The organism is Dyadobacter luteus (assembly GCF_003383615.1).
GTDB lineage: Bacteria > Bacteroidota > Bacteroidia > Cytophagales > Spirosomataceae > Dyadobacter > Dyadobacter luteus.
This window is the reverse complement of record NZ_QNUL01000019.1, coordinates 54,187-79,094: the sequence shown is the minus strand read 5'-3', so window position 1 is coordinate 79,094 and position 24,908 is coordinate 54,187. Positions and strand designations below refer to the sequence as shown.

Genomic DNA, 24,908 nt, shown 5'->3' with positions numbered 1-24,908 from the left:
AAACAGACCTGTTACAACACAAAATCGCCTCATTTGCACAATGCAAATGAGGCGATTTTCACAATGGTCAATTCCGATGAGTTATAAACCGCTCTCTTTTCCCAGTTTACTGTTTTTCTTTCCGTATCCGAAATAGATAGCTAATCCCAGTCCCAGCCATATAGCCAGACGGTACCAGCTTTCAATAGGCAATGAGTACATCAGATAGCCACATACCACGATTCCCATGATTGGAACGAACGGTACCAGCGGAGTGCGGAATGAGCGGGGAAGATCAGGTCTCTTTACGCGCAACATCCACACGCCTACGCAAACGAGCGCAAATGCGAACAATGTTCCGATACTTACCATGTGTCCCAAATCACTTACAGGAACAAGTCCCGCAAATATGCTTACGAACGCCATAAAGAACAGGTTAGTCTTGTAAGGAGTACTGAATTTAGGATGAATCTGGCTGAAGAATTTAGGCAACAAACCATCTTTGCTCATAGAATAGAATACACGGCTTTGTCCTAAAAGCATCACAAGCATTACAGAAGTATAACCGGCAAGAATAGCAATGATCAGGCCAGTCTGAAGGCTGTCATAACCCGTTTTAGCGAATGCTGTGGCAGCAGGCTTAGCATCGTTCGCAAACTCTGTATAATTTACAAGCCCCGTCATGACGTGAGCAAAAAGGATATACAAAATTGTACAGATAATCAATGAACCAAGAATACCTATTGGCATTCCTTTCTGAGGATTTTTAGCTTCCTGAGCTGCAGTTGATACAGCATCAAACCCGATGAATGCAAAGAATACTACGGCAGCACCAGTTGCGATTCCACTCCATCCGAAGTTTTCATAGTTTCCGGTGTTCTCAGGAATGTAAGGAACATAATTTTGTGGATCGATGTGGCTCCATCCCAAAGCGATGAAAACCAATACTACCGCCACTTTTAATACTACTAAGAGGTTGTTTAGGAAAGCCGATCCTTCTGTTCCTCTGATCAGGAGCAGGGACAATGCACATACGATTAAGATTGCAGGAAGGTTTACGATACCATTATCAATGATGGTACCATCGCTCAACTTTAATACTTCAAAAGGAGAGCATACCAGCTGAGCTGGCAGGTGAATATCAAATTTACTTAAAAATTCGAGCAGGTAACGTGACCAGCTCACAGATACAGTGGCGGCTCCCAGTGCATATTCAAGCACAAGATCCCAACCGATAATCCAGGCTACAAACTCTCCCATGGTTGCATAAGAGTACGTATACGCACTACCCGCAATAGGAATCATCGAAGCAAACTCAGCATAGCAGAGACCCGCAAAACCGCATCCCACTGCTGCCAGAATAAATGAAATAGTAACCGCAGGTCCGGAATGTTCCGCAGCAGCAATACCTGTCAGCGAAAAAAGACCCGCTCCGATGATCGCACCAATACCTAATGCAACAAGACTTGCAGAGCCCAGTGACCTTTTTAACTGATTTTCTTCTCCTGTAGATTCTTTTAATAATTTCTCAATAGGCTTTTTCAGCCAAAGTTGATTTGCCATAAAGTGTTATTTATCGTAGTTATTTGACCATCGTACCTTAAAACTAAAATAAAATTTGCTAAGTATACGCAATAGCAGAATAAAAAAGGGGGAAAGTAAAGTACTTTCCCCCTATTATCCTTTATTTATTATGCTTTCAGTTTTTTACCACTGGCTGCCGGCTGAGCAACTTCGTCAGTCGCCATCTTAAGTGCTTCCCTTGCATTGTCTTTTTGCAGAAGGTCAACCACGATAGGTGCAGATACGAAAAGTGAAGAATAGGTACCTACGATAACCCCTAGCAACATACAGAAAGTAAATCCTCTCAATACAACACCACCGAATACCATCAGTACAAGAAGTACCAAAATTACCGAAATACCGGTAACGGCGGTACGGCTCAATGTACTGTTCAATGCGTTGTTGATTACCGTTGAAAGACTTTCACCTTTGCTTTTGTTTTCATTCATGTAATCCCTGATACGGTCATAAATTACGATGGTATCGTTCATTGAGTAACCAATCATCGTCAGGATACCACCGATAAACGCCTGGTCGATATCCAATGAGAAAGGCAGCCATCCGTTGAACAGCGAGTAAACCGCCAGAAGGATAATTACATCGTGGAACAGAGACACAACAGCACCGTAACTAAATGCAAGTCTTCTGAATCGAATAAAGATGTACACAAAGTTTACAGCCAGAGCAAGCAATACGGCATATACCGCTGAAATCATTGTATCAAAAGCCATTGTAGGTCCAACCTTCGAGTAGCTCACGATCTTAGCAGGATTTCCTTTCAATTTCGCAGCACCTTCAAGGATTTTCGCTTCTGCTTGTTTATCCGCTTCCGGTGTTACATCTTCAATCAGATATGGAGTTGTGATTTTCACCTGGTCAAAACCTCCGTAAGTTTTAATCTCGGTTGGAGCACCCAATACTTCATCCATTGCAGCACGAAGATCATCTGTTTCTACAGACTGCTCGAAACGTACGATATAAGAACGACCTCCTTTGAAATCAATACCCAATCCGAATCCTTTGAAGATAAACGAACCAATACCAATGATAATAACGATGGTAGAGATTACATAAAAACGACGACGCTGAGAGATGAAGTCAAAATTGTTATCCTTAAACCAGTTTTTAGTCAGTCCTGAATAGAACTTAAACACGTGACCAGCTTCGCTTTGTTTTTCAAGAATCAATCTTGTGATAAATACAGCTGTGAAGAACGAAGTTACCAAACCGATCAGCAACGTTGTAGCAAAACCCAATACCAAACCTGTACCGAATACGTAAAGAATGATACCTGTCAGAAAGGTTGTAACGTTGGAGTCAATGATCGCCGAAAGGGAATTTTTGAAACCATCAACTACTGCCTGTTTGTAAGGCTTACCTTCTTCAATCTCAATTTTAATACCCTCATAAATCAGTACGTTCGCATCCACGGCGGTACCGATTGTCAACACGATACCCGCAATACCTGAAAGAGTCAGAACCGCTCCCAAAGAAGCCATGATACCCAACAGGAAGAAAAGGTTGATAAACAGGGCAAGGTCAGCGATCCAACCTGCTTTGCTGTAGTATGCAACCATGAATACCAATACGATCACCAAACCTACCAGAGAAGACCATACACCTTGTGAGATAGCCTCAGCACCCAATGTAGAACCTACAACAGCCTCTTCAACAATATGCGTCGGAGCAGGAAGTTTACCCGCTTTCAACACGTTCGACATATCTTTTGTCTCTTCAACTGTGAAGTTACCAGTGATACTGGAGTTACCATTTGGAATTTCCCCCTGTACAGTCGGAGCAGTGTAAACAAGGTTATCAATAATAATCGCAACCGGACGGCCAATGCTTCTTGCTGTAAGTGTTTTCCATTTACGTGCGCCTTCACCATTCATACGCATCGTTACTTCCGGACGGCCACGGTCATCGTAGTCATGATTTGCATCCACGATCACGTCACCTTCCATAGCAGCCTGGCCATTGCTTTTCTTAATGAAGTACAAAGGCAGGATCAATTGGTTGTTAGCTCCATCCATTCCTTTGCGATCCCACATAAATACAAGATCAGCAGGGAAGAAAGATCTAACTTCAGGACGAGCAAGGATTTCGTTCGCACGTGCAGTATCTTTCATGTATACGCCCAAACCTTGTGGCATTGGTACAAACAGGTTTGTCAACGCTGCACTCTGAGCTGCCAAAGCAGAAGAATCAGTCTGAGTTGAATCGGCACCTTTTTGTTCAAGCTGAGCAGCCAATCCGCTCAATCCAGTTTTCTTGGTTGTATCTGTAGCAGCTGCTGCAGTTGTAGTAGCGGTAGTTTTTGCGGATGCTTTTTCAATTTCTGCTTGCTTCGAAAGGTATTTACCCAATTGATCCAATCCTGAAGCCAGTTCGTTGGTCAGGTATACTTCAGAGAATTCAAGTTTTGCAGCACCTGACAAAAGACGACGAACACGCTCAGGGTTATCAACACCAGGAAGTTCTACCAGAATCTGGTTTTTACCAGGCAGACGCTGAATGTTCGGGTTGGTTACACCAAATTTATCAATACGAGCCTGAGTAATCTGCAAAGCACGTTCGATTGAACTATCAACCTCCGTATTCAGCATTTTGATTACATCGCTGTCCGAAGAAGTACTGTTGATTTTTCCACGGTTAGCGCTGTTGGCAAATACACTTGCAAGGCTTGTGTTAGGAGCAGCTTCTTTAAATGCCTTTACAAAAAGGTTAATAAAAGTACTGTTGCTGGCTTTTTTATCTTCACCTGCTTTTTTAAGCGCCTGCTGGAATGCTGCACTACGCGCATTTCCACCCGCCATTCCTTTCAGAATGTCTACCGGAGAAACTTCAAGCACTACGTGCATACCGCCCTGAAGGTCAAGACCGAGGCTAAGCTCGCGTTCCATTACTTCCTGAAGCGTTTGTCCAAGGTATACATCTTCTCTCCACAGAGAATCGATGTAATGTTGTTTTTTGGAAACATCTACTTTGCCATCGGCACCGGTGGCGTAGGTTTCTGCCTTACCTTTAATATTACGCGAAACGAACGTAAAAGAAAGGTAATACACACTGATAAGGGCGAGCACCAGGGTTAACCCAATTACTCCATTTTTATTGGTCATCGGTATTATAAATTGATTGTTATTTACAAAGATTGGAAGAGCACAAAATGCTAATTGCTATAATTCTAGGAATAGTATTATCGAATTACTATTCAAAATAAAACCTATAAACAAAAGTGAGATACCCCGATGATCAGGGAGCGTTGGTGACTATATACCGGCCAAAAATCCTGTTGAAGCAGGAAAGCAGATAGGTAGTCTCAGCATAGGCTACCTCAGAAACGACCTCTTTAGGTTCGAAACTCCAGATAGCAGACGGGAGAAAATAAAAGTATTGATAAAAATCGAAGGAAATTGCAGGTGTAATTACTGCATTGAGAGAAAGTGAACTGACCATCGCCTGATCGCCAACCGGGTCTCCCACCGGAGCCTTGGTTGCATCGTCACCGGCAATATCAGAAAGAGCGATTTTCCCGGTCTTAAAAAACGTTTGTTCTGCATCCCACGACCTCACACCGGCCACCATCAGAAGCATGGTTGCCATGAGTAAAGTAATTGCCTGATTTATAAAGCGTCTGGTCTGCACGTTTTGTCGTTTCTCTACTAAACCGCAAATTTTAATGTAAAATATTACAATCGCAAATATCAGGCACTTATTTTAATCTGAGCCTATTTCTTCAGCCGCCCATAACGCTCCATTAATTCAAGTACTTTGTCCTTGGGAAGTTCCTCTATTTTGTGTCCCTGTGTTCCTGAACTGGTTTTTGCCATCATCAATGAATTGACAATCGCTTCTTCTGTGGCCTCTATCGCGGCCATAAAAAGTGGAGAAGTATAATCGTTGTGAAGGTAGGTAGCTCCGTAAGTAGCTTGCGGCGTTTCATGCAGAATCCGGTTTGCAGTTGAGAATGCGATCACATAGTCCCCGCTTCCATTGGCAGCGATACCGCCCGTCTGCGCCAAACCGAGCAATACTCTCTTCGCAAGCCTTTTCAGATTACGAGCATCAAGAGGCGCATCAGTAGCAACGACCATCATACAGGATCCATCTGAGGACTTATCCAATGCTTCCTTAAAGGCATATTGGCCCAGCTCTTCTCCAACTGGTACACCATCAATTTTCAACACGCCTCCGAAATTCGTCTGAACCAAAACACCTATTGTATATCCGCCCAACTTCTGAGGTAATTTCCTCGACGACGTCCCTATTCCACCTTTCCATCCGAAACTGACAGTACCCGTTCCAGCTCCTACATTCCCCTCCTGTACAGCACCTCCTACGGCCTGAGCCAGTGCATTCAATACATGTTCCTTTTTTACATACCTGCTTCTGATGTCGTTGAGATAACCATCATTCGTTTCGCCCACCACAGGATTCACCGACCGCACATTTTCATTTCCTGCCTGCCCCAATGTCCAGTCAATCAATGCATCAGAGGCTACAGGCACACTCAGTGTATTGGTCAATACGATCGGTGTTTCCAAAGAACCCAGCTCTTCGACTTGGGAATAACCAGCCAGTTTTCCAAAACCATTTCCGATGTAAATCGCTGCAGGTACTTTTTGCTGAAAGATATTCCCCGAATGCGGTAAAATTGCAGTAACACCGGTTCGTACATTTTCCCCTTCCAGCAAAGTAATTTGGCCTACTTTGACACCTTCCACATCGGTAATTGCATTTAATGCACCCGTTGGTAAAACACCCATTTTAATTCCCAACTCGCGCGCACGCTGTTGTGCCTGTGCAACGGTTGCCAGACCAAGGAAAATCAACACAGAAAGGCTTTTCATAGAATCAGGGAAAACATTTTAGCTCATATACGAAAAAACCACCTGCAAGATTGTTACAGGTGGCTCTATTAATATTTTCAGTTCGTTCAATCTTCCGGCCGTGCTTTGGCAGGATCAATGGTTGTTTCCATTCTGCTAACTGCCGTCGCTCCAAAAAAGCCCAATGGTCTGATGCCGTTAGGATTTGTATTTGTCACATTCGACTTTACATTCGCAACCGGTGTCGCAAATAATCCACCGTTAGAGCCTTGCTCTGCTACTTGTTTGATGAATTCAAATGCCTCCGGTGTAATGCTATGCAACTCTACTCCCACGGATGCTCCTGCCAGATAAAGAGAATCCCGGGTGATAGCCTGACGCAGTGGCAAAATAAATATCAGTCCGTCGGATGGAGCACCTGCACTCGGACCTGCGTCATAAGCGACTGTCAGATCCGACGCTTTACTAATCGCTATCTTTCCACTCACCACAGGCTTAATCCAATATCTGTCTCCCTCTCCCGGCAAGTCACGTGCATAAAATGAGGCGATGTAACCTTCCTTCGGCCCTTTGTCGGGATTGAACGGTAACGTTTCTTTTTGGTAAACTACTGAGTCAACTTTAGGAACCCTTTTGATTTCGCTGCTTGCGGTGTATACATCTTCACCATTTTTAATACTGAGCGCATACGTCCTTCCGACTTTACCTAACGTATCAGTACCCGTTCCTTTCCAGATGTAATTGCCGTCATTGGCCAGATCTTCAAACACGAATACATTTCCAAGGTTATCAGTCACAGTCACTTCCGCACCCTGTACTGGTTTCGGAGCCGAGTTATCAAAGTAATTGGCAGACCAAGTCAGCTTGATCTTTTGATTACCGGGCTGATTATTAATCCAGCCGTCAACCACAAGTTGGGTAGGACCGGTTGCCGTATTGAGGTCAATTACATCCTCACAACTGGTTAAACCTGCAAGAAGGAATAATGAAAAAACGCTCAATACTGCATGCTTGATTATATATATATGATTTTGCTTTTTCATAGCTGAAATTTAGAACTTGAAATTGTAAGTAATCGCCGGGATGAAACTTCCTATTACTGAATAACGGATCGCTTCTGTACGAAGTGGCGTGTCAGGATTAGCTCTGGTGTATACTGAGAAGGCATTTCTCCTGTTGTAGGCGTTATACACTGAGAATACCCATTCGCCCTCTCCTACACCAAACAGCTTTTTCTTTGACTTAAGCGTCGCCGCCAAATCCAGACGGTGGTAAGCAGGAATGCGGCTGTTGTTTCTTGCGCCACTGTAATTCTCACCTACAGGAATATCCCCAACAGAGTACCGCGTCGTTGGAAATGTAGCCGGTGTACCTGTAGCAAAAGTGAAGTTGGCAGACAACGAAAGTCTTTTTTTCAATTCATAGATTGCAACTGCCGTAAAATTATGAGGTTTGTCGAAACGGGCAGGAAACCACTCATCGTTGTTGATCGTCTCGACAAGTCTTTCGGTACGTGACAGCGTATAGCTCATCCAACCCGTAAGTTTTCCCTTGTTTTTCTTTACATAAAACTCCGCTCCGTAAGCACGGCCTTTTCCGGAAAGCAAATCTCCTTCTACGAAGGAATTCAGGAGCAACTCCGAGCCCGGAACATAGTCTATCTGGTTGTATAGCTTTTTGTAATACACCTCAACAGACGCTTCGTAAGTATTTTCTTTGAAGTTGCTGAACCAACCTAAAGCAACCTGATCCGCTTTTTCCGGTGCTATTCTTGAAGAGCTCAATGTCCAGACATCCAGCGGTGAACTTGCAGCTGTGTTGGATAACAAGTGCAGATATTGAGAAGTACGGTTATAGCTTGCTTTCAACGAAGTTGATGATGATAAGCCAAAGTTTACAGCAAAACGTGGTTCCCAGTTACCATATGATTTAATCACATCACCTTTACCATATTCTCTTCCCGGAATCACCGGAGTTTCCCGCTCTCCTTTTTTACCAGGTATAAAATCGTATTCAGTTCCGGGACCCAGACTTCTGAAATAGGAATATCTGATACCATATTGCAAGGATATACGGTCTGTTAACTTTTGCTCATTTCCTGCGTACAATGCCCATTCATCACCGTAGCGAGGCTCCTGACTGATGTTAGTCTCTTCTCCTTCTGAAATAGCTGTGGCAGTACCGGGACGTGAGTCGTAGCGAATGTATTGCCCACCGAAGGTAATCTGGTTATTAGGAGTCAGGTAATATGTAAAATCTGGTTTGATACTTGTACTGATAATTTTTGATTTCCAATCGAATTTATCAGTTGCGCTATCATCATTTACATTTTGTCCGAGCGAATAGTCGTAGTTGCTATAGAAACCAGTCAGGTTCATAAACAACTTACTCGAAAAAATGTGGTTCCATCTTGCAGTTGCAGTTGCATTCCCCCAGCCAAATGCAAAATCTCCACCTCCAAACACATCTTTTCCAAAATAACCCGAGGCATAAAACGTATCCTTGTCGCCCAGCTGATAATTGACCTTACCGGTAAGATCGTAAAAGTAGAATTTCGAATCCCTAAGGTCTTTATTCAAGAATGGCTTTGCCAATACATCGATGTAGGAACGGCGGCCCGCTACAATGAAAGATCCTTTTCCTTCTGCAAATGGCTGCTCATAAGTTAAGCGGGAGAAAATGGTCCCTAAGCCTCCGTTAATCTCTCTTTTTTTGGAATTACCCTCCTTCATCCTTACATCAAGAATGGAAGAAATACGACCACCGTACTGCGCAGGAATTCCTCCTTTGATCAGTTTCACATCTTTAACTGCATCAGGATTGAAAACTGAAAAGAAACCGAATAAGTGAGAAGAATTATATACCGGAGCTTCATCCAGCAAAACCAGATTTTGAGATACATCTCCTCCACGAACATTGAAACCCGATGCACCTTCACCCACAGTAGTTACACCCGGCAATAGCTGAATACTACGTACAAGATCAACTTCTCCGAATAACGCCGGCATTTTTTTGATGGTTTTCATTTCCACCTTATTGACAGACATCTCAATGCTTTTCACATTTTCATCGTCTTTTTTGGTCGAAATAGTCACCTCAGCAAGTTCATTGCTTTCATCTTTCATTTCAATGCTAACAGTCTTATCAGAAGTAAGCGCAACTGATTGCTTCGTTTTCTGATAACCCATGTAGGTGTATACCAGTGTGTAATCTCCTGCCGGCAATGTAATGGAGTAAAATCCGTAAGAATTGGTTACTACTCCGGTTTCGGCTTCGCGAACATATACAGAAACACCTATCAGGCCCTCTCCGTTAGACGCATCTTTCACATAACCACTTACTGTTTGCTTTCCTTGCCCAAAGGATGATGTGAGACTGATGCATATGAGGCAAACGCACAGCCAGGTCTTCAATAGTTTGTTAATCATGACTCATTTTAGGTGGTGTAAAATTGACTTTTTCAATCCCTTGACAACCCAAAGGACGTATACCCTAAAAAAAAATAATTTTATCGGATATAAAACTCAACGTAAAACACGCCATAAAAAGCCTTGCAGGATATTATTAAATGATAAAGTGCCGAAAAAGTGGAATGAGCGGAAGAGCCGAAATTTTACAGTACAATTAGAAAAATCAAATTTCTTCTCAAAAAGGATTTACCTCACTGTCATCAGCACAGGCAGCGAGAAGCTCTGTAAGAGATTGGTTAAAAACGGGATGAACAAAGTCCGGAGCTATTTCAGCGAGAGGAATGAGGGTGAATCTTCGCTCGTGCAAGCGGGGATGAGGAACTGTTAACCTGGCTGAATCCAGAATCAGGTCGTTATAAAAAAGGATATCAATATCAATTACGCGGGCTCCCCATCGTTCGTAACGGACACGCCCAAGTTCATGCTCTATGTCCAGAACAAGCCTGAGCACCTCTTCTGGTGCATACAGAGTTTCTACAGCAATTACCTGATTCAGAAATGAAGGCTGATCAACAACACCCCACGGAGCTGTTTCATATATTCCTGAAACACGAACCACTTTACCAACACGCTCACCGATGCGATCAATGGCAAGTTGCAATACTCTTGACCTGTCACCCAGATTAGAACCCAGAAGTAAATAAACCTTTCCAGTTGATTGCTCCATTGATTGATTCATGAAAGAATACGAAAAAAAGGACTTCCCGATAGAGAGAAGTCCTTTCCAATAAATTCGTAAATTTCTTAGAACGTAAGTGTTCCTTTTTCGTAAGATTTTTGAATAGTAGCTTCTATACCATTTTTGTTGATGGTTCGAAGTGCAGATGCTGCTACTTTAAGCGTAACCCATTCTCCAGTTGAAGGAAGGAAGAAACGCTTCTTCTGCAAATTCGGGAAGAATTTGCGTTTAGTTTTATTGTTAGCGTGGGAAACGTTATTTCCAACACGAGTTCTTTTACCTGATATTTGACAAACCTTAGCCATGACCTTACTATTTTTCCAAATGAGGGTGCAAATATGCGTACTATTTTTTTGAACCGCAAGTTTTACCTAAAAAATTTTGCAAAAAAAGCTGATTACCACCGCATACGGAAGCCTACACCATGAATATTGTCTATTTTGATGTCAGAATCCAGCGAAAGGTATTTACGTAACCTGGAAATAAAAACGTCCAGACTCCTTCCCATAAAATAGTCGTTGTCACCCCAAATGGCTTTCAGTAAGTCGTCCCGTTTGATTACCTGGTCGGGGCGGTCTGCCAAATATTTGAGTACTTCCGCTTCCCGGAATGTAAGTGTCTGCACGCTCCCATCCAGCAATAAAGTCAATTTCTGGAAGTCGAAAACATACCTTCCTACCTTGTTAGAATCAGGTTTCGCGGAAGCAGGCTGATCTGCCTTGCTTCTTCTCAGGAATACATCAATACGCAACCGGAGCTCTTCAATACTGAAAGGCTTGGTAACATAATCATCCCCACCCAGCTGCAATCCTTTTATCTTATCTTCCAGCAGCGATCTGGCAGTTAAAAAAAGAATCGGCACCTGGCTGTCCGCTTTTCTGATATTTTCTGCAAGCGTAAAACCGTCCATTTTAGGAAGCATTACGTCCAGCACACAAATATCAAAATGTTCCTTACCAAATATATCCAGCGCCTCTACCCCATCCTGGGCATGCACAATCTCATAATCGAACTGCTCCAGGTTATCCTTCGTGGCAAACGCCAGATTGGGATCATCTTCTACATATAGAATCTTCTTTTTCAATTCGTTATAGTGTATTAAAAGTTCAACAATAATCAGACATTATCCGCATTCAATCTGGCGGAGGGGATTGTAATGGTAAAAGTACTACCCTTCCCCAGTTCACTGTCGAGGTTCAGAATCCAACCATGGGCACGCACAATCTGTTTCACATAACTCAGACCAATCCCAAATCCTTTCACATTGTGTACGTCTCCGTAAGGTATTCTAAAAAACTGGTTGAAGATTTTTTTCTGATATTCCGGGGCGATACCCATTCCCTGGTCCTGAACAGAAACCACAAGATTATTATTTTTATTAACAGTTTTTACAATTACCTGTGGGTCCGTATCAGAATATTTCAAAGCATTATCAATCAGATTAGTCAGCATACAGCGAAAATGAAAGGGGTCTGCTTTTACAATGCTGGCTGACGCTTCCGGCAGAATAGTTATTTTACCTTCAAAGGGAACCAAAACTGATGCGATTACATCATTGACATTAATGATTTCTTCTTTTAGTATCAGTGCATTACGCTCTGCTTTCGCCATCGACAAAACCATTTCCACCTGCCCCTGCAACCGTGAGATTTCTTCCTGTACAATGCGCACATAGCGGTTGTGTCGTTCCGGTTGCTGCACAATCGTCTCAGTATTCAACACATCTGCTGCGATGCGTATAGTCGAAATAGGCGTTTGGAGTTCATGCGTCATGTTATTGACAAAGTCACGCTGCACCTCCGAAAGCTGTTTTTGCCGCAAAATGACAAACAGAGCGTAGGCAAAAAATGACACCGCCACAAGTACCAGTATCGACGACCAGATGGCTCCATTGATACTTCCGCCCAGATAGGTCACCTGCTCAGGAAACCTGACACCAAAATAATAGGGATACTTATCTGTTTTGAACCAGCCGGATGTTGCTGTGGGAGACTTCTCGTTATTTTTCGTGCTGAGAGCCATCCCGTACCGCATCCGGTTTGTGGTACAATCATATATACCTACTTCAAAATCGGTGATCAGTTTATGTTTTTGAAAACTATCCTTGATAAAAAGTTCGAGAAGGTCAGGTTGTGTAGTCGCATTGGTATTCACCAAAAAATACTCCGGGGAAAGTTGCTCCACAGGATTTGTCGTCTGCATTACACCATTCACCTGCGCCAGTTTTGAAGCCACGTCCTGCAGTGCAACATGCGCATTTTGGTTGAACTGGCGGTGCCTCAATTCAACAGCCTGTTTAACCCAATAGATCTGTGTGATAACCACACCTATTATAAGTAACGCTGAAAATAGAGTAAGCAGCTGAATAGTTCTTCTCGACATCCTTAATTCTGATTGATCTTCCCGGCTGACATAAAAGTTACAGCTCTATTGTCTATGCGTTATGTAACGGTGATTACTACTGTAAAATTCGATTCATCCATTTTTATTTCTGCTGTGTCACAGTATGATAGTGAATCAGCCCTTCCATAGGCGCTTTTACTATATTCCCAATCATTAAGCCTTTACTATTCAGACAATTTTCAAGAATCTCTTTGAAAAAATAAGCCACTGACCCGGCAAAATGGACTTTAAGTGTCTTTGATTCCGGGTGTTTCAGTACATATTTCTCAATAAACAGCGCAAAGCTTGCCGCAATCATTTCATTCAAAAACGGGTGTGTAACATTTTGTCCTATGAATCGTGTAAAAGCTGCAAAAAAGCGATTAGGAAACGGCTGTTTATAAGCTTTATCCAAAACGAAAAGACGGTTAATTTCCGGAAAACTGTCTGCAAACCGCAACGACAAATCCTCCGGTAACTCTTTCTGAAGGAAATGTACGACCAGTTTTTTTCCCAGATACGAGCCGCTCCCTTCATCTCCCAGCCAGAAACCAAGCGAACCTACAGATCGGATATTATATTTCCCGTCATAAACCGCATTGTTTGCGCCCGTTCCCAGTATACAGACCACCCCTGGTTCATGGCCACAAAGCCCACGTGATGCACCCAACATATCAGATGCCACTTCGACTTCAATCGTATCGGTGAAGCACTGAGAGAGCGCATCAGATATAGGTTTGGAAGAAGCTGCATCTGCACAGCCTGCCCCATAGAAGAAAATGTAATCCACCTTCCCGGAGATATGTGGAGCTACTTCCTGCTCCAGCACCTTAAAAACCTCCTCCTTGGACTGATAGAAAGGATTTAATCCTGATGACTGAAAATGGATCTTACTATCTCCAAAAAGATACACCCAGTCGGTTTTAGTAGAACCACTATCTGCAATGAGCAAACTGAATTCCAAATTCATAAAACAATATATTTGGTGTGTGAATTAATTCGTGAGTTATCAGCTTGTAGTTAACTTGCCTATGGCTGTAAATTTCTCAAAAACACGGTCTGTATGTGGCGCATCGCCAAGCTCCTTTGTCAAATCCTGCCCTGCCCAATGCTCATAATGATGTCCGTTTCTCCAAAGCCGGGATGATGTCACGTCATAAATAATGCCCTTATATGCACACCAGATTTCCTCACGATCCTGCCCGTTACGTAATGCCAGCTGCGCTTTGGTATATTCTCTCATCAAAGATAAATTTTAGCCTGCAATTTAATCATTCGGCTTTTTGACTTAATTTTTATTTTACTAATGACTAATATTTTGAAAATAACAGCAAAAAGTATGAACTTGGCACCTTAATAAGGTAAATTCTGATATTTATAATATGAAAAGAAACTATGCGTTCCTCTGCTGCCTGGCAATGAGCCTCATCTTTTTCTCGGCAGGTTGCAAGAAAAAAGTAAAACCTCTTTCTGAGCGAATCGCAAAAGCATGGACTGCGGAAGCTGTTAAACACAACACTACATCCGTTTATGTACGTGGCGGATCCGGCAATTCTGTTCCAGGCTATTCGAATTTCAGGCTTAACCTTACGGGAGCTTCTAATGGTGCTGTTTATACAGAATGGGACAATAAGACCTTTGCAGGAACCTGGGAATTACAAGGAGATTCAAAATTGATTCTGAAAGGATTAAATCCTGAACCCTCAGGTACAGGTGGCACCGTAGAGTTTAATATCATATCAATCGATGACTCTAAACTGGTGATTAAAAATGTAAATCCCAGTAAAAAGACGGGCGATACAATCAACGAATATACGCTTACCAATCCCTGATCACTCATTCGTTAATCAGGAACTAAAAGCATTTGAAATAGCTTAAAAAACGGAGCCTTTTCCAGACGGGAAGCGGCTCCGTTTTTTTGTGTAATTTTACAGTATGGAAGCAAGAACAGAAATAAGCAGTTTAGGCGAATTTGGCCTTATAAAGAAAATTAACGAAGGATTTAAAACCTCATTGCCTGAAACCGTATGTGGTATCGGCGATGATGCAGCAGTTATAGATCTGGATACAAATTACGGATTGCTCACTACAGATATGCTCCTGGAGGGCGTCCATTTTGATCTTACATTTTTCCCGCTGAAACATTTGGGCTATAAGGCAATTGCCGTTAATATCTCTGATATCGCAGCCATGAATGGTATTCCAAAGCAGGTTACTGTAAGTCTTGCATTGAGCAACCGATTCTCTGTAGAAGCAGTAGACGAGCTCTATGCAGGTATTCATGCTGCGTGTAGAGACTACAACGTGGACCTCGTCGGAGGAGATACTTCTTCTTCAAGATCAGGACTGCTGATTTCTGTGAGTGTGTTCGGACAAGTGAAGAAAGATCTGATTACGTACCGTAACACAGCCAAAGCCAATGATATTCTATGCGTTACCGGCGACTTAGGCGGTGCTTACCTTGGCTTACAACTACTGGAAAGAGAGAAACAAGTTTTCCTTGCAAACCCTAATATGCAGCCCGAACTGGAGGGGAACGACTACGTAATCCAGCGCCAGCTTCGTCCTGAGGCCAGAATGGATGTGGTATATGAACTTGCAGAAGCAGGCGTACTTCCAACTGCCATGATCGACTTGTCTGACGGACTTGCTTCAGATTTACTTCACCTTTGCGCCCAATCGCAGGTAGGAGCCATCGTATATGAAGAAAGATTACCTATCGATGACCATACATTCCTTGCTGCCACCGAGCTCAATATAAGCCCGATTACCGCAGCGTTGAACGGCGGCGAGGATTATGAACTTTTGTTTACAATTTCTCAGGATGCCTACGAGTTAGTTAAAAACAATCCAAAAATTACAGTTATAGGGTATGTGACTGATAATAAAGAAGAAATTGTGCTGCATACAAAAGGAGACAACAGAGTACCGATTACAGCGCAAGGATGGAGCTAAATTCCATTTATGATAACGACTTAAGCAAACAGGGCTGAGGAAAATTCCTCAGCCCTGTTTGCTTAAGTTAATCTTTTCAAGATCCTGGAATTAATAACCCGGATTTTGAGCAAATACTGAAACGCCTTCAGTATTTTTAGCACTACGGTCAATTTGTGTTTGAGGGATAGGTCGCAGTAAATGTTGTGGACCTACGTTTGCTGCCGCCTGTGGATTGTATTTTTTCACACGATCTACAAGATTTCCCCAGCGTTTCAGATCCATCCAACGTGACTGCTCGCCTGCCAATTCTCTCGCACGTTCTTCCATCAGAAATTCAAATGTCATTTGCGCCTGCGTAATTGCCATGGCTTCTTTTTTACCTGCCCAGCCCGCTCTTGCACGTACCATATTGATCGCATCTGTCGCTTCCTTAGCTTTCCCTGCACCTAACTGGGCTTCTGACAACATCAGATAAGTTTCTGCCAAACGGAAAATAAAGTAATCGCGACTTCCTGCTTCATATGTCATATCAGGACGTTTGGTATCAAAAAACTTGCGCAAAGTCGGAAACAATGCTTCGGAATATTTGCTTGGAACCAGCACCTGGTATTTCTTTTTCGCTCTGTCTGCTTTAGACATTTCAAAACCAGGAATAAAGATCGTTGTATCTCCTGCTGCGAAAGTTACACTGGTTTTTGAATCGTCAAAAGCTGTATTATAGGTACCTGGCTTGTTAGACAACCAGGTGTCTTTGAACGTTTTCTTGTAGCGTGAATCGTTCACTCTTTCCCCAAAAACAACATCTGTGCAGTAAGTCGTCGGACGAAGACGTTTGAATGGTCGACCGTTCAGGATATCGCGCTGCATACCTGCCTGTACATCATACTGCATTCCAAAAAATAAGTGCAGGTTGTTTCCTCCATTGGTTGCTCCCGTATTGTTTGTCAGGTTCGTAAGTGGATCAGATGTATACTGCGCCGCCCATACGATCTCTGTATTTCTCTGATTTCCTTCATCAAACACGCTTGCAAAGTCATCCTGTAGCTTAAAACTATATTTTGTGATTACATTATTACAAAGGTCTGCGGCTTTGGTAAAATCATCTGCTGCTTTCTGCGCAGAATACGCCTTAGCCAGATATACTTTCGCCAACCCCATCTCGGCAACAGGCTTGATAATACGACCATACTGAGCAGATGTTGCCGGCAGATCAGTAATTGCCTCCGTCATATCCTTAATTATGGCAGCATACATTTCTGCATCAGTAAACCTTTTGGTTTCTTTCGTTGCCAATAATGTTTCAGTCAGGCGTAGATCCACTCCACCATACTGCTGAAACAGGATGAAATAATAATGCGCGCGCAGAAATTTCATCTCAGCAATACGTAACTTTTTGATATCATCTGCGACTCCAGAAACATTGGGTGCTCTGTCGATAATAGCATTACAAGTATTGATGCCACGATAAAACTCATCCCACAAAATAGCCAGATAATCTACGGTCGGGTTCATTTGTGTATCATAAAAATGGAACCCTTTGTATCCCCCATCCGCTCCGGTAGCATAAATATCAGTCCCGAATTCGGTCATCGTCAGTCCAAGCTGAGTAGCATAATAAATACGCAGTGCAGAATAAGCCGAATTTACGCCATCCTCAAATCCTTTGGCTGTATTGAGGTAGTTGGTATCAATTCCTGATATTACTTCTTCATCCAACAAATGATTACACGCCTGCCCGGAAAGCATCAAGGCAGCTAAGGCCATAATTTTGGCGGGTTTTGTTATTATATATTTGAAATTCATGTCTTGTAAAATTAGTAGTTATGACTTGCTTCTTTTCGAAAACACGTCTCAGAATTTAACGTTTAACCCAAATGTCCATACTCTGGTAGCCGGTGTAATACCATTATTAACAGCTGTTCCGTCAGTTTCGGGATCAACACCATTGTATTTTGAAATGAAGCTTGACCAGATTTTAGGCTGCTGAATACTGGTAAATATCCTCAAAGATTCCAGCCCCAGTTTGCTCGTTAAGCGGTTTGGGAAAGTATAGCCGGCGTTAATGTTACGAAGTTTGATGAAAGAACCATCAAAGTAAATAAGCGTTGTGTTATACTGAGGAAACTCCTGGCTGCTGAATGGTCTCGGGAATTGTGCATCCGGATTATCTGGCGTCCAGTAATCAACTTTAATCTGCTGATAACGACCAGCCAAAGCGTTGTTATTCTGATGAAACCCACTTATGATCGTCTGACCGAAACGTCCGAAGAAGAAGAAAGAAAGGTCAAACCCTTTGTAGGAGAAACGGTTCGTTAGTCCCATGCTGAAATCCGGCACATCAGATCCAAGCAAAACACGGTCCTGCGCATTGATGACACCGTCACCATTTGTATCCTGTACTTTCACCTGACCTACACCAGCTCCCAAAGCATTGTTCTGATCACCAGGATAGAATTTTTTAGCCTGCTCAGCTTCACTGACCTGCCAGATCCCTGCTTTTTTGTAGTCAAAGAATGAATTTAATGGCTTACCAATAAACCACCTGTTACCAACATCATCCACTTTTCCGTTATAAAGAGAAACAATTGCCTCAGTGTTTTTAGTAAACTGAAAATCGGTGCTCCATTTAAACCCACCTTTTGAATTAACGTTGGTCGTAGTGATACCTAATTCAATACCTCTGTTTCTGGTTTCACCTACGTTACGCGTTACAGCACTGAATCCAATTGATCCCGGAAGCTGATCAGACAAAAGAAGATCAGTGGTATTGGTTTGATACACTTCAAGAGATCCCTGTACACGACCAGCTAAAAGGCTGAAATCGACACCTACGTTAGTGGAAGCAGAACTCTCCCAGCGCAGATCAGGATTTCCGATGGAACCTGGTCTGTAACCGAATGCACCTGTGTTATCCCATGCATAAACAGTTCTGGCAAGCAATCCCTGAGTCTGATAAGGTGCCACACCCTGGTTACCCACTTTACCCCAACCAGCTCTCAATTTTAACAGATCCAGCCATGGCGTGCTCTTCAGGAAAGGTTCATTGCTAATGTTCCAGCCCACCGCTACGCCAGGAAAGTTACCCCATTTGGTATTTTCTCCAAACCGGCTCGAACCATCACGACGTAATGTTAACGTGATCAGATATTTGTCATTAAAGTCGTAGTTAAGACGTCCAAGAAAAGAATTGATTGTCCATTCGCTTAAACCACTTACTGTTTGCAGGATTGAACTGGCATTTCCCATGTTGTAAAACTGCTGTTTTTCAACAGGGACACCCTGAACATTGGTACCGAAATTTTCAAATCTGTCGCGCTGGATAGACTGAACCAGAGTTACACCAAGGTTATGCTTGTTGTTGAACGTTTTATTGTAACTAAGGATATTTTCTACCGTCCAGTTGAAACCAAAACGATTCAGATTACTTGCCTGCGCATCTCCACCTTTACGGGCATTGGTTTGCGCACCGATAAATCTGCCCCAACGTGTTACGGTAATATCCGGCCCGAAATTGACACGGTATTTTAAACCGTCCAGAATTTGCACTTCAGCATAAATACTATTGAAGATCCGGTATTTTTTAGTATTATCTACCTGAGCACCGTCAACAATTTCTGCCAATGGATTGGTCAGAAGGGCATCGTTCGTAGGAGCGAAGTTGATACTCCCATCTTCCTTATACGGAGCTCCCAGCGGGTTTTGATTGATCGTGAAACTGTATGGATTCAGGGTTTCTCCGTTTCTGTTGCTGTACATCAAATACGAAGATATCCCCACTTTCAGCCTTTTATTGATACTATGATCAATATTCGTTCTGACTGAAGTTCTGGTAAAGTCAAGTCCTTTGGTAATCCCCTTATCCTGAAACACACCAGCAGAAATATAGAACTGAGTTCTGTCGCTTCCTCCCTGAACACCAAGAGTATGATTTTGCTGGAATCCTTTTCTTAGAATAAGATCCTGGTAGTCTGTACTTCTTCCTGCATCTATCCCCGCCTTCACGTTAGGATCACCACCTAACACCGCAATTTTCGCATCCGCCGCAGGATCAGATTTTCCTGTAGGAACGTAGTTACCATTAGCATCCGTATAGATGATTTGCCCCTGGCTATTTTTTGTAGATCGATATGCTTCTCTGACATACTCAGCAAATTCAGGACCGCTGAATAATTCCAATTTATTAAGCGCCTGCGACTGACCAAAGTAGGTATCATAAGTAACTGTCGTTTTCCCCTTTGCACCACCGCGTTTGGTAGTTACAAGCACCACACCATTCGCACCACGTGCTCCATAAATCGCAGTTGCAGTCGCATCCTTCAATACTTCCATCGACTGAATATCATTGGGGTTGATATCTTCATATCCTGCCGACAATGGAATACCATCCACAACATACAAAGGATCATTTCCCGCATTAAATGAACGGCGACCACGAATCAGAATTTTAGGTGCCGCACCTGGCTTCGACCCCGACTGGCTCACATCCACACCTGCTGTACGCCCCTGCAATGCCTGCCCAAGGTTGGTAATAGGCATTTCAGTGATTTCTTTTGCCGAAACCGATGAAATAGCGCCCGTTGTCTGACTTTTCTTTTGCGTTCCATATCCTACCACAACCACTTCACTCAACGCTTTCATATCACTCACCAGCGCTATAGCAAAAGTTGATTTGTTTCCCACAACCACTTCTTGTGTCACAAACCCTACCGCCGAAAACACCAGAACTGATTTATCATCCACAATGTCAATTTTGAAATTTCCATCTGCATCCGTGTTTGTACCTGAACGCGTTCCTTTCAACACCACCGAAACTCCGGGCACCGCAAGATTATCTTCTGCTGCCACGATAGTCCCTGAAACAGTTCTGTCTACTGTTCGCTCCTTGATCACCAATGGAAGGGATTTCGCGTGAGCGACGTTACTCATACCCAGCACTCCCGTAAGAGCTAAACCGAGCAGATAACGACTAATACTGGTAAAGTTTTGTTTCATACTTGTTATGGATTTTTAATTAAAAAGCTGACTTTGAAAACTGATAAAGGTGATTTATTTAAGTAAAAATATTCAAAATAAAATTGATATAATCATAATAAAATTTGTAACTGAAAATTTTTATACGGACACTTCAACCGATTGCATAAAATGCTGTTCTACTAAGAAATTTGATGAAAGAAAGAATTGTGATAAAGCAGGAATTCCAAAAAATAATCAAATTGTCCTATTCCTGAAACCCGATTTGATTTATGTATTTATCAAGAAATAATAAAATGATTTCCGATATTTATTTATGCAACCGTTGTCGGGAACGTTTGCATAAACCTACATTAAAGAAGTATTAAAATGAAACTAGGGCTAAAAACACGAAGTACTCAGTAAGCACCAAAGAGTTACATTTAATATAAAATATAACTTTACCAAGATACCCTTAGAGACGATATAAAAATCAGAGTTAACGCACCCACCAGTTACAAACGAACATAGCTAGTAAACAGTGAGTTATAATTGTATCACGTACACTTAATGACAACCCTAAGCCTTGCCCCATTCTTTCACTTTATCCTGAATCAGATTCTGAAGGAACAGCGTTTGCTTGCCTGCAACTCCTTCCCCTACCGTGTGCTCACCGATCTGTACTATCGGCATGATTAATTTAGTAGTACTGGTTGTGAAGACTTCATCAGCAGACATCAGTTCGTCGAAAGTCAACGTGCGTACCTGAACGTCGAAAAAAGGTTGAGCCAATTCTATCGTCAGCTTTCGGGTAATGCCTTCCAAAACATTACTATCTGGTGTAACTAATACATTGTCTTTAATGACGAAAAGGTTGCTCCTGGTTAGTTCGCTAACTTCCCCGTTTTTATGAAAAAGCAAATCTGCAGCTTGTTGCTCTTTCAGCTGGTCCGCCATCAAAACCATGTGTACATAATTGGTGCTTTTTACCTGAGGCAGATCGCGTACATACTCATAGGGAAGCACTTTAATACCTTTAAGTCTACCTTCTGGATTATCTTGTGGTAATGCTTCTGTACGTATCAGAAAATTGGGCTCTACCACGTGCACGCCATCCGGAGCATATCCACCCGTAAGCACAAACCGGAATGCAACTTCCTGCTCCCCGCTTCTTGCATGTAACTCAGCCAGTATTCTTTCTGCATCTCCTTTACTGATCGGGATAGTCAACTTTAAAAACCTGGCAGAATTCTCAAACCTTCTCCAATAATCGTCCCATCGAAAAGGAACCCCATTATAGGTTCTGAAAAAATCAAATAACCCGTAACCTCTCAGAATTCCGAGGTCGTTCGTTTTGAAAACTGCAGTATCTATCGGGCTGATTTCTCCGTTAAAGTATTGGTAGAAGGACATGACTGAACATTTTGTGATGATATGGCAAAGATATTAAAAATGGCCTGCCACGAACCAGCAAGAGCCAATTTGCATTAAGATAATAGTAAGGTTTATCTGCTTTTTGAGATTTACGCTACTATTTAGCTACTTTGCAAGAATGCCTGAAAGTAATTCAGAGCTACAGTATATGATCCGCCAGCCTGGAATACACAAAGGCTGAGAATTTAAGACAAATGATACAAACAGAACAGTTACTTCATACGCTGCGTAAGGAATTTGATAACAGTGCCTACGGTTCAAATCCTGATGAACTATATGAACCGATCCGATACATTATGTCGCTGAACGGGAAACGGTTCCGGCCTCTTCTGACCTTGTTGGGTGCAGGTCTTTACAAAGACGATCTTAGCAGAGCGGTAAAACCCGCCATGGCAGTAGAGATATTTCACAACTTCACACTGATGCACGACGATATTATGGACAATGCTCCGCTACGTCGTGGCAAACCAACAGTGCATGAGAAGTGGAATGCCAATACTGCGATTTTGTCCGGCGATGTGATGCTGATACGGGCTTATGACCACCTGCTTGATATAAATCCTTCACAACTGCGACATGTATTGGCACGCTTCAACCAGACAGCCGCTGAAGTATGCGAAGGACAGCAACTGGATATGAACTTTGAAACCAGATGGGATGTGACTGAAGGCGAATATCTGGAGATGATACGTTTGAAAACATCCGTATTGCTTGGCTTTGCTCTGGAACTCGGTGCCATCATCGGTGAGGCCAATCCTGCTGATGCCCAACTGTTGTATGAGGCCGGAGAAAGCATGGGAATAGGCTTTCAGCTCAAAGACGATCTGCTTGATGTATACGGTGATCCGGAAAAGTTTGGCAAACAGGTCGGTGGCGATATCATCTCAAATAAAAAAACATTCTTATTAATTGAGGCCTTATCCAAAGCAACAGGCGAGATCAGAACGGAACTGAACGATTGGATCGCCAGAGAAACATTTGATAAGGCAGAAAAAGTCGGGGCTGTACGTCACATTTATGATCAGCTTGAAATCAGAAGGATAACAGAGCAGAAAATAAATGATTATTTCAACCAGGGCTTTGAAAGTCTGGAAAAACTAAACGTTGCGCCGGAACGTAAAGAGCCGTTACTTCAGTTTGTTCATCAACTTGTAAACCGTGAGCAATAGTAATTCACCAAAACTTTAACATTAACGATTTAAAATGTCAATAACCCTTATTCTCGTCATCATCACCTCCGGGATCAGCTATTACGCTTTTAGTAATTATAGTCTGATGGACAAAATGATCCTGAATCCCTATAAAGTAACCAAGAGAAACGAATACTACAGGTTCATTACTTCCGGCTTTGTGCATGCGGATTTCGGTCACCTGATTTTCAACATGCTCAGTTTATGGTTTGTAGGAGAAGGAATTGAAAGACTCTTTGCTATGTTATTCGGCGCAAGCGGAACATTCTACTACCTGTTTTTATACATAGTTGGAATTATTGTCTCTGATATCCCTACCTATCTGAAGCATAGAAACAACTCGAATTACAACTCCTTGGGCGCATCAGGAGGAGTTTCCGCAGTACTGTTTGCAGCGTTGCTTTTGTCTCCATTGATGGATATCTGCCTTTACTTCTTTATATGTATGCCTGGATTTATATTCGGGATCCTGTTTCTTGGTTACTCCTTCTATGAAGGCCGGAAAGGCCGTGGTTATGTGAACCATAGTGCGCACATGTACGGAGCTATATTCGGGCTACTGTTTATGGCGGTTGTGTACCCGGCTGCCGTTCCTAATTTCTTCTCACAGATTCTGAGCTGGAGATTATTCTAGAGTATATAAAACCAAAATGCCATGTCGTGGACAAAATCTGTCACCGACATGGCATTTTTATATTTCTAATCAATAGCTATTTCAGTTCAGCTAATACAGTTACGCTTCCGACTGTTTTATCCTGAAGGTTCACCTTTATTTCAGCATCCAGCGGCAGGAAAAGATCCACACGCGAGCCGAATTTGATAAAGCCCATTTCCGTGCTTTGTTCTACCTGATCTCCCTCTTTTACATACCAGCGGATACGTCTGGCGGCCGCTCCTGCAATCTGACGGAAAAGTACTTCTATTCCCTGCTTATTTTTGATGACTACTGTTGTGCGTTCATTTTCCGTACTCGATTTCGGATGCCAGGCCACAAGGTACAAGCCCGGGTGGTATTTGAAATACTGAATAACACCACTGATGGGATTCCAGTTGACATGCACGTTTATAGGAGACATAAAAATACTCACCTGACGACGCGGGCCTTTGAAATATTCCGTTTCTACTACTTCTTCAATCACCACCACTTTTCCGTCACAGGGAGCTACTATCTGCCGATCGCTTTTATGCACCGTACGAGCCGGAACTCTGAAGAACTGAACTACCAGCAGGAACACAAATACGCTTGCAACAAGTACGATCCGGGGAATCCAGTATCCTTCGGGCAGCAAATATTGGATACCTAAATTAATAAGAACCAATATAATGGCTGTAACCGCCATAATGGTATATCCTTCTCTGTGAAGTTTCATCTAAGGGTATATTTCGTTAATATATAGTATCTAAAAGTACAAATATCGTATAAATCCTGATTTGTCTCTACTAAAAAAGCCCTGCCAAACAATTTTTGAGAGGCAGGGCTTAATTCATATGCAGG

At 42.6% G+C, this 24,908-nt stretch carries 20 protein-coding genes; 4 read left to right on the top strand and 16 right to left on the bottom strand.

Annotated features, from left to right (window positions below; genetic code table 11):
- Positions 1 to 81: 81 nt before the first annotated feature.
- From DSL64_RS20160 to DSL64_RS20105, 12 genes are all read right to left on the bottom strand, one after another.
- A complete protein-coding gene (locus tag DSL64_RS20160; RefSeq protein ID WP_115832737.1) occupies positions 82 to 1,542 on the bottom strand; it encodes an amino acid permease in 1,461 nt (486 codons plus the stop codon).
- A 128-nt stretch (positions 1,543 to 1,670) separates the two neighbouring features.
- Complete coding sequence (secDF, locus tag DSL64_RS20155) at positions 1,671 to 4,661, bottom strand: protein translocase subunit SecDF (RefSeq protein WP_115832736.1); 2,991 nt, start codon at positions 4,659 to 4,661, stop codon at positions 1,671 to 1,673.
- A gap of 133 nt (positions 4,662 to 4,794) precedes the next feature.
- Positions 4,795 to 5,187, bottom strand: a complete 393-nt coding sequence (locus tag DSL64_RS20150) for a hypothetical protein (protein ID WP_229217162.1) — start codon at positions 5,185 to 5,187, stop codon at positions 4,795 to 4,797.
- An 83-nt stretch (positions 5,188 to 5,270) separates the two neighbouring features.
- On the bottom strand, positions 5,271 to 6,392 hold the full coding sequence (locus tag DSL64_RS20145; protein ID WP_115832734.1) for a DmpA family aminopeptidase: 1,122 nt from the start codon (positions 6,390 to 6,392) through the stop codon (positions 5,271 to 5,273).
- A gap of 86 nt (positions 6,393 to 6,478) precedes the next feature.
- A complete protein-coding gene (locus tag DSL64_RS20140; protein WP_115832733.1) occupies positions 6,479 to 7,414 on the bottom strand; it encodes a DUF4249 domain-containing protein in 936 nt (311 codons plus the stop codon).
- A 9-nt stretch (positions 7,415 to 7,423) separates the two neighbouring features.
- Positions 7,424 to 9,799, bottom strand: a complete 2,376-nt coding sequence (locus DSL64_RS20135; RefSeq protein WP_115832732.1) for a TonB-dependent receptor — start codon at positions 9,797 to 9,799, stop codon at positions 7,424 to 7,426.
- A 217-nt stretch (positions 9,800 to 10,016) separates the two neighbouring features.
- Positions 10,017 to 10,508 (bottom strand): 2-amino-4-hydroxy-6-hydroxymethyldihydropteridine diphosphokinase, encoded by a 492-nt coding sequence (gene folK / locus DSL64_RS20130; RefSeq protein ID WP_115832731.1) that lies wholly within the window; start codon positions 10,506 to 10,508, stop codon positions 10,017 to 10,019.
- A 77-nt stretch (positions 10,509 to 10,585) separates the two neighbouring features.
- A complete protein-coding gene (gene rpmB / locus DSL64_RS20125; protein WP_115832730.1) occupies positions 10,586 to 10,825 on the bottom strand; it encodes a 50S ribosomal protein L28 in 240 nt (79 codons plus the stop codon).
- A gap of 92 nt (positions 10,826 to 10,917) precedes the next feature.
- On the bottom strand, positions 10,918 to 11,604 hold the full coding sequence (locus DSL64_RS20120) for a response regulator transcription factor (RefSeq protein ID WP_115832729.1): 687 nt from the start codon (positions 11,602 to 11,604) through the stop codon (positions 10,918 to 10,920).
- A gap of 32 nt (positions 11,605 to 11,636) precedes the next feature.
- Positions 11,637 to 12,902 (bottom strand): sensor histidine kinase, encoded by a 1,266-nt coding sequence (locus DSL64_RS20115; RefSeq protein ID WP_115832728.1) that lies wholly within the window; start codon positions 12,900 to 12,902, stop codon positions 11,637 to 11,639.
- Positions 12,903 to 13,005: 103 nt separating this feature from the next.
- Positions 13,006 to 13,872 (bottom strand): N-acetylglucosamine kinase, encoded by an 867-nt coding sequence (locus DSL64_RS20110; RefSeq protein WP_115832727.1) that lies wholly within the window; start codon positions 13,870 to 13,872, stop codon positions 13,006 to 13,008.
- A 39-nt stretch (positions 13,873 to 13,911) separates the two neighbouring features.
- The gene (locus DSL64_RS20105; protein ID WP_115832726.1) at positions 13,912 to 14,145 is read right to left on the bottom strand and encodes a cytochrome b5 domain-containing protein; all 234 of its coding nucleotides are present in this window, start codon (positions 14,143 to 14,145) and stop codon (positions 13,912 to 13,914) included.
- A gap of 139 nt (positions 14,146 to 14,284) precedes the next feature.
- Here DSL64_RS20105 and DSL64_RS20100 point away from each other — a divergent pair, with 139 nt between their 5' ends.
- Both DSL64_RS20100 and thiL read left to right on the top strand, forming a co-directional pair.
- Positions 14,285 to 14,734, top strand: coding sequence for a hypothetical protein (locus DSL64_RS20100; protein WP_229217161.1), 450 nt, complete (start codon positions 14,285 to 14,287; stop codon positions 14,732 to 14,734).
- 103 nt (positions 14,735 to 14,837) lie between these two features.
- Positions 14,838 to 15,857, top strand: coding sequence for a thiamine-phosphate kinase (gene thiL, locus DSL64_RS20095; protein ID WP_115832725.1), 1,020 nt, complete (start codon positions 14,838 to 14,840; stop codon positions 15,855 to 15,857).
- A gap of 90 nt (positions 15,858 to 15,947) precedes the next feature.
- Here the strand turns inward: thiL and DSL64_RS20090 are convergent, their stop codons facing one another.
- The 3 genes from DSL64_RS20090 to DSL64_RS20075 all read right to left on the bottom strand — a co-directional run bounded on the left by DSL64_RS20090 (position 15,948) and on the right by DSL64_RS20075 (position 22,202).
- Complete coding sequence (locus DSL64_RS20090; RefSeq protein WP_229217160.1) at positions 15,948 to 17,603, bottom strand: RagB/SusD family nutrient uptake outer membrane protein; 1,656 nt, start codon at positions 17,601 to 17,603, stop codon at positions 15,948 to 15,950.
- A gap of 87 nt (positions 17,604 to 17,690) precedes the next feature.
- The gene (locus DSL64_RS20085; RefSeq protein WP_115832782.1) at positions 17,691 to 20,765 is read right to left on the bottom strand and encodes a SusC/RagA family TonB-linked outer membrane protein; all 3,075 of its coding nucleotides are present in this window, start codon (positions 20,763 to 20,765) and stop codon (positions 17,691 to 17,693) included.
- Between the two features lie 603 nt (positions 20,766 to 21,368).
- Complete coding sequence (locus DSL64_RS20075; protein WP_115832722.1) at positions 21,369 to 22,202, bottom strand: aminotransferase class IV; 834 nt, start codon at positions 22,200 to 22,202, stop codon at positions 21,369 to 21,371.
- Positions 22,203 to 22,417: 215 nt separating this feature from the next.
- Here DSL64_RS20075 and DSL64_RS20070 point away from each other — a divergent pair, with 215 nt between their 5' ends.
- Positions 22,418 to 23,392 (top strand): polyprenyl synthetase family protein, encoded by a 975-nt coding sequence (locus DSL64_RS20070; protein ID WP_115832721.1) that lies wholly within the window; start codon positions 22,418 to 22,420, stop codon positions 23,390 to 23,392.
- Positions 23,393 to 23,426: 34 nt separating this feature from the next.
- Entirely contained in the window at positions 23,427 to 24,047 is a 621-nt protein-coding gene (locus DSL64_RS20065) for a rhomboid family intramembrane serine protease (RefSeq protein WP_115832720.1), read from the top strand.
- 76 nt (positions 24,048 to 24,123) lie between these two features.
- Here DSL64_RS20065 and DSL64_RS20060 read toward each other — a convergent pair whose 3' ends face one another.
- A complete protein-coding gene (locus DSL64_RS20060) occupies positions 24,124 to 24,783 on the bottom strand; it encodes a phosphatidylserine decarboxylase family protein (protein ID WP_115832719.1) in 660 nt (219 codons plus the stop codon).
- Between the last annotated feature and the right edge of the window lie 125 nt (positions 24,784 to 24,908).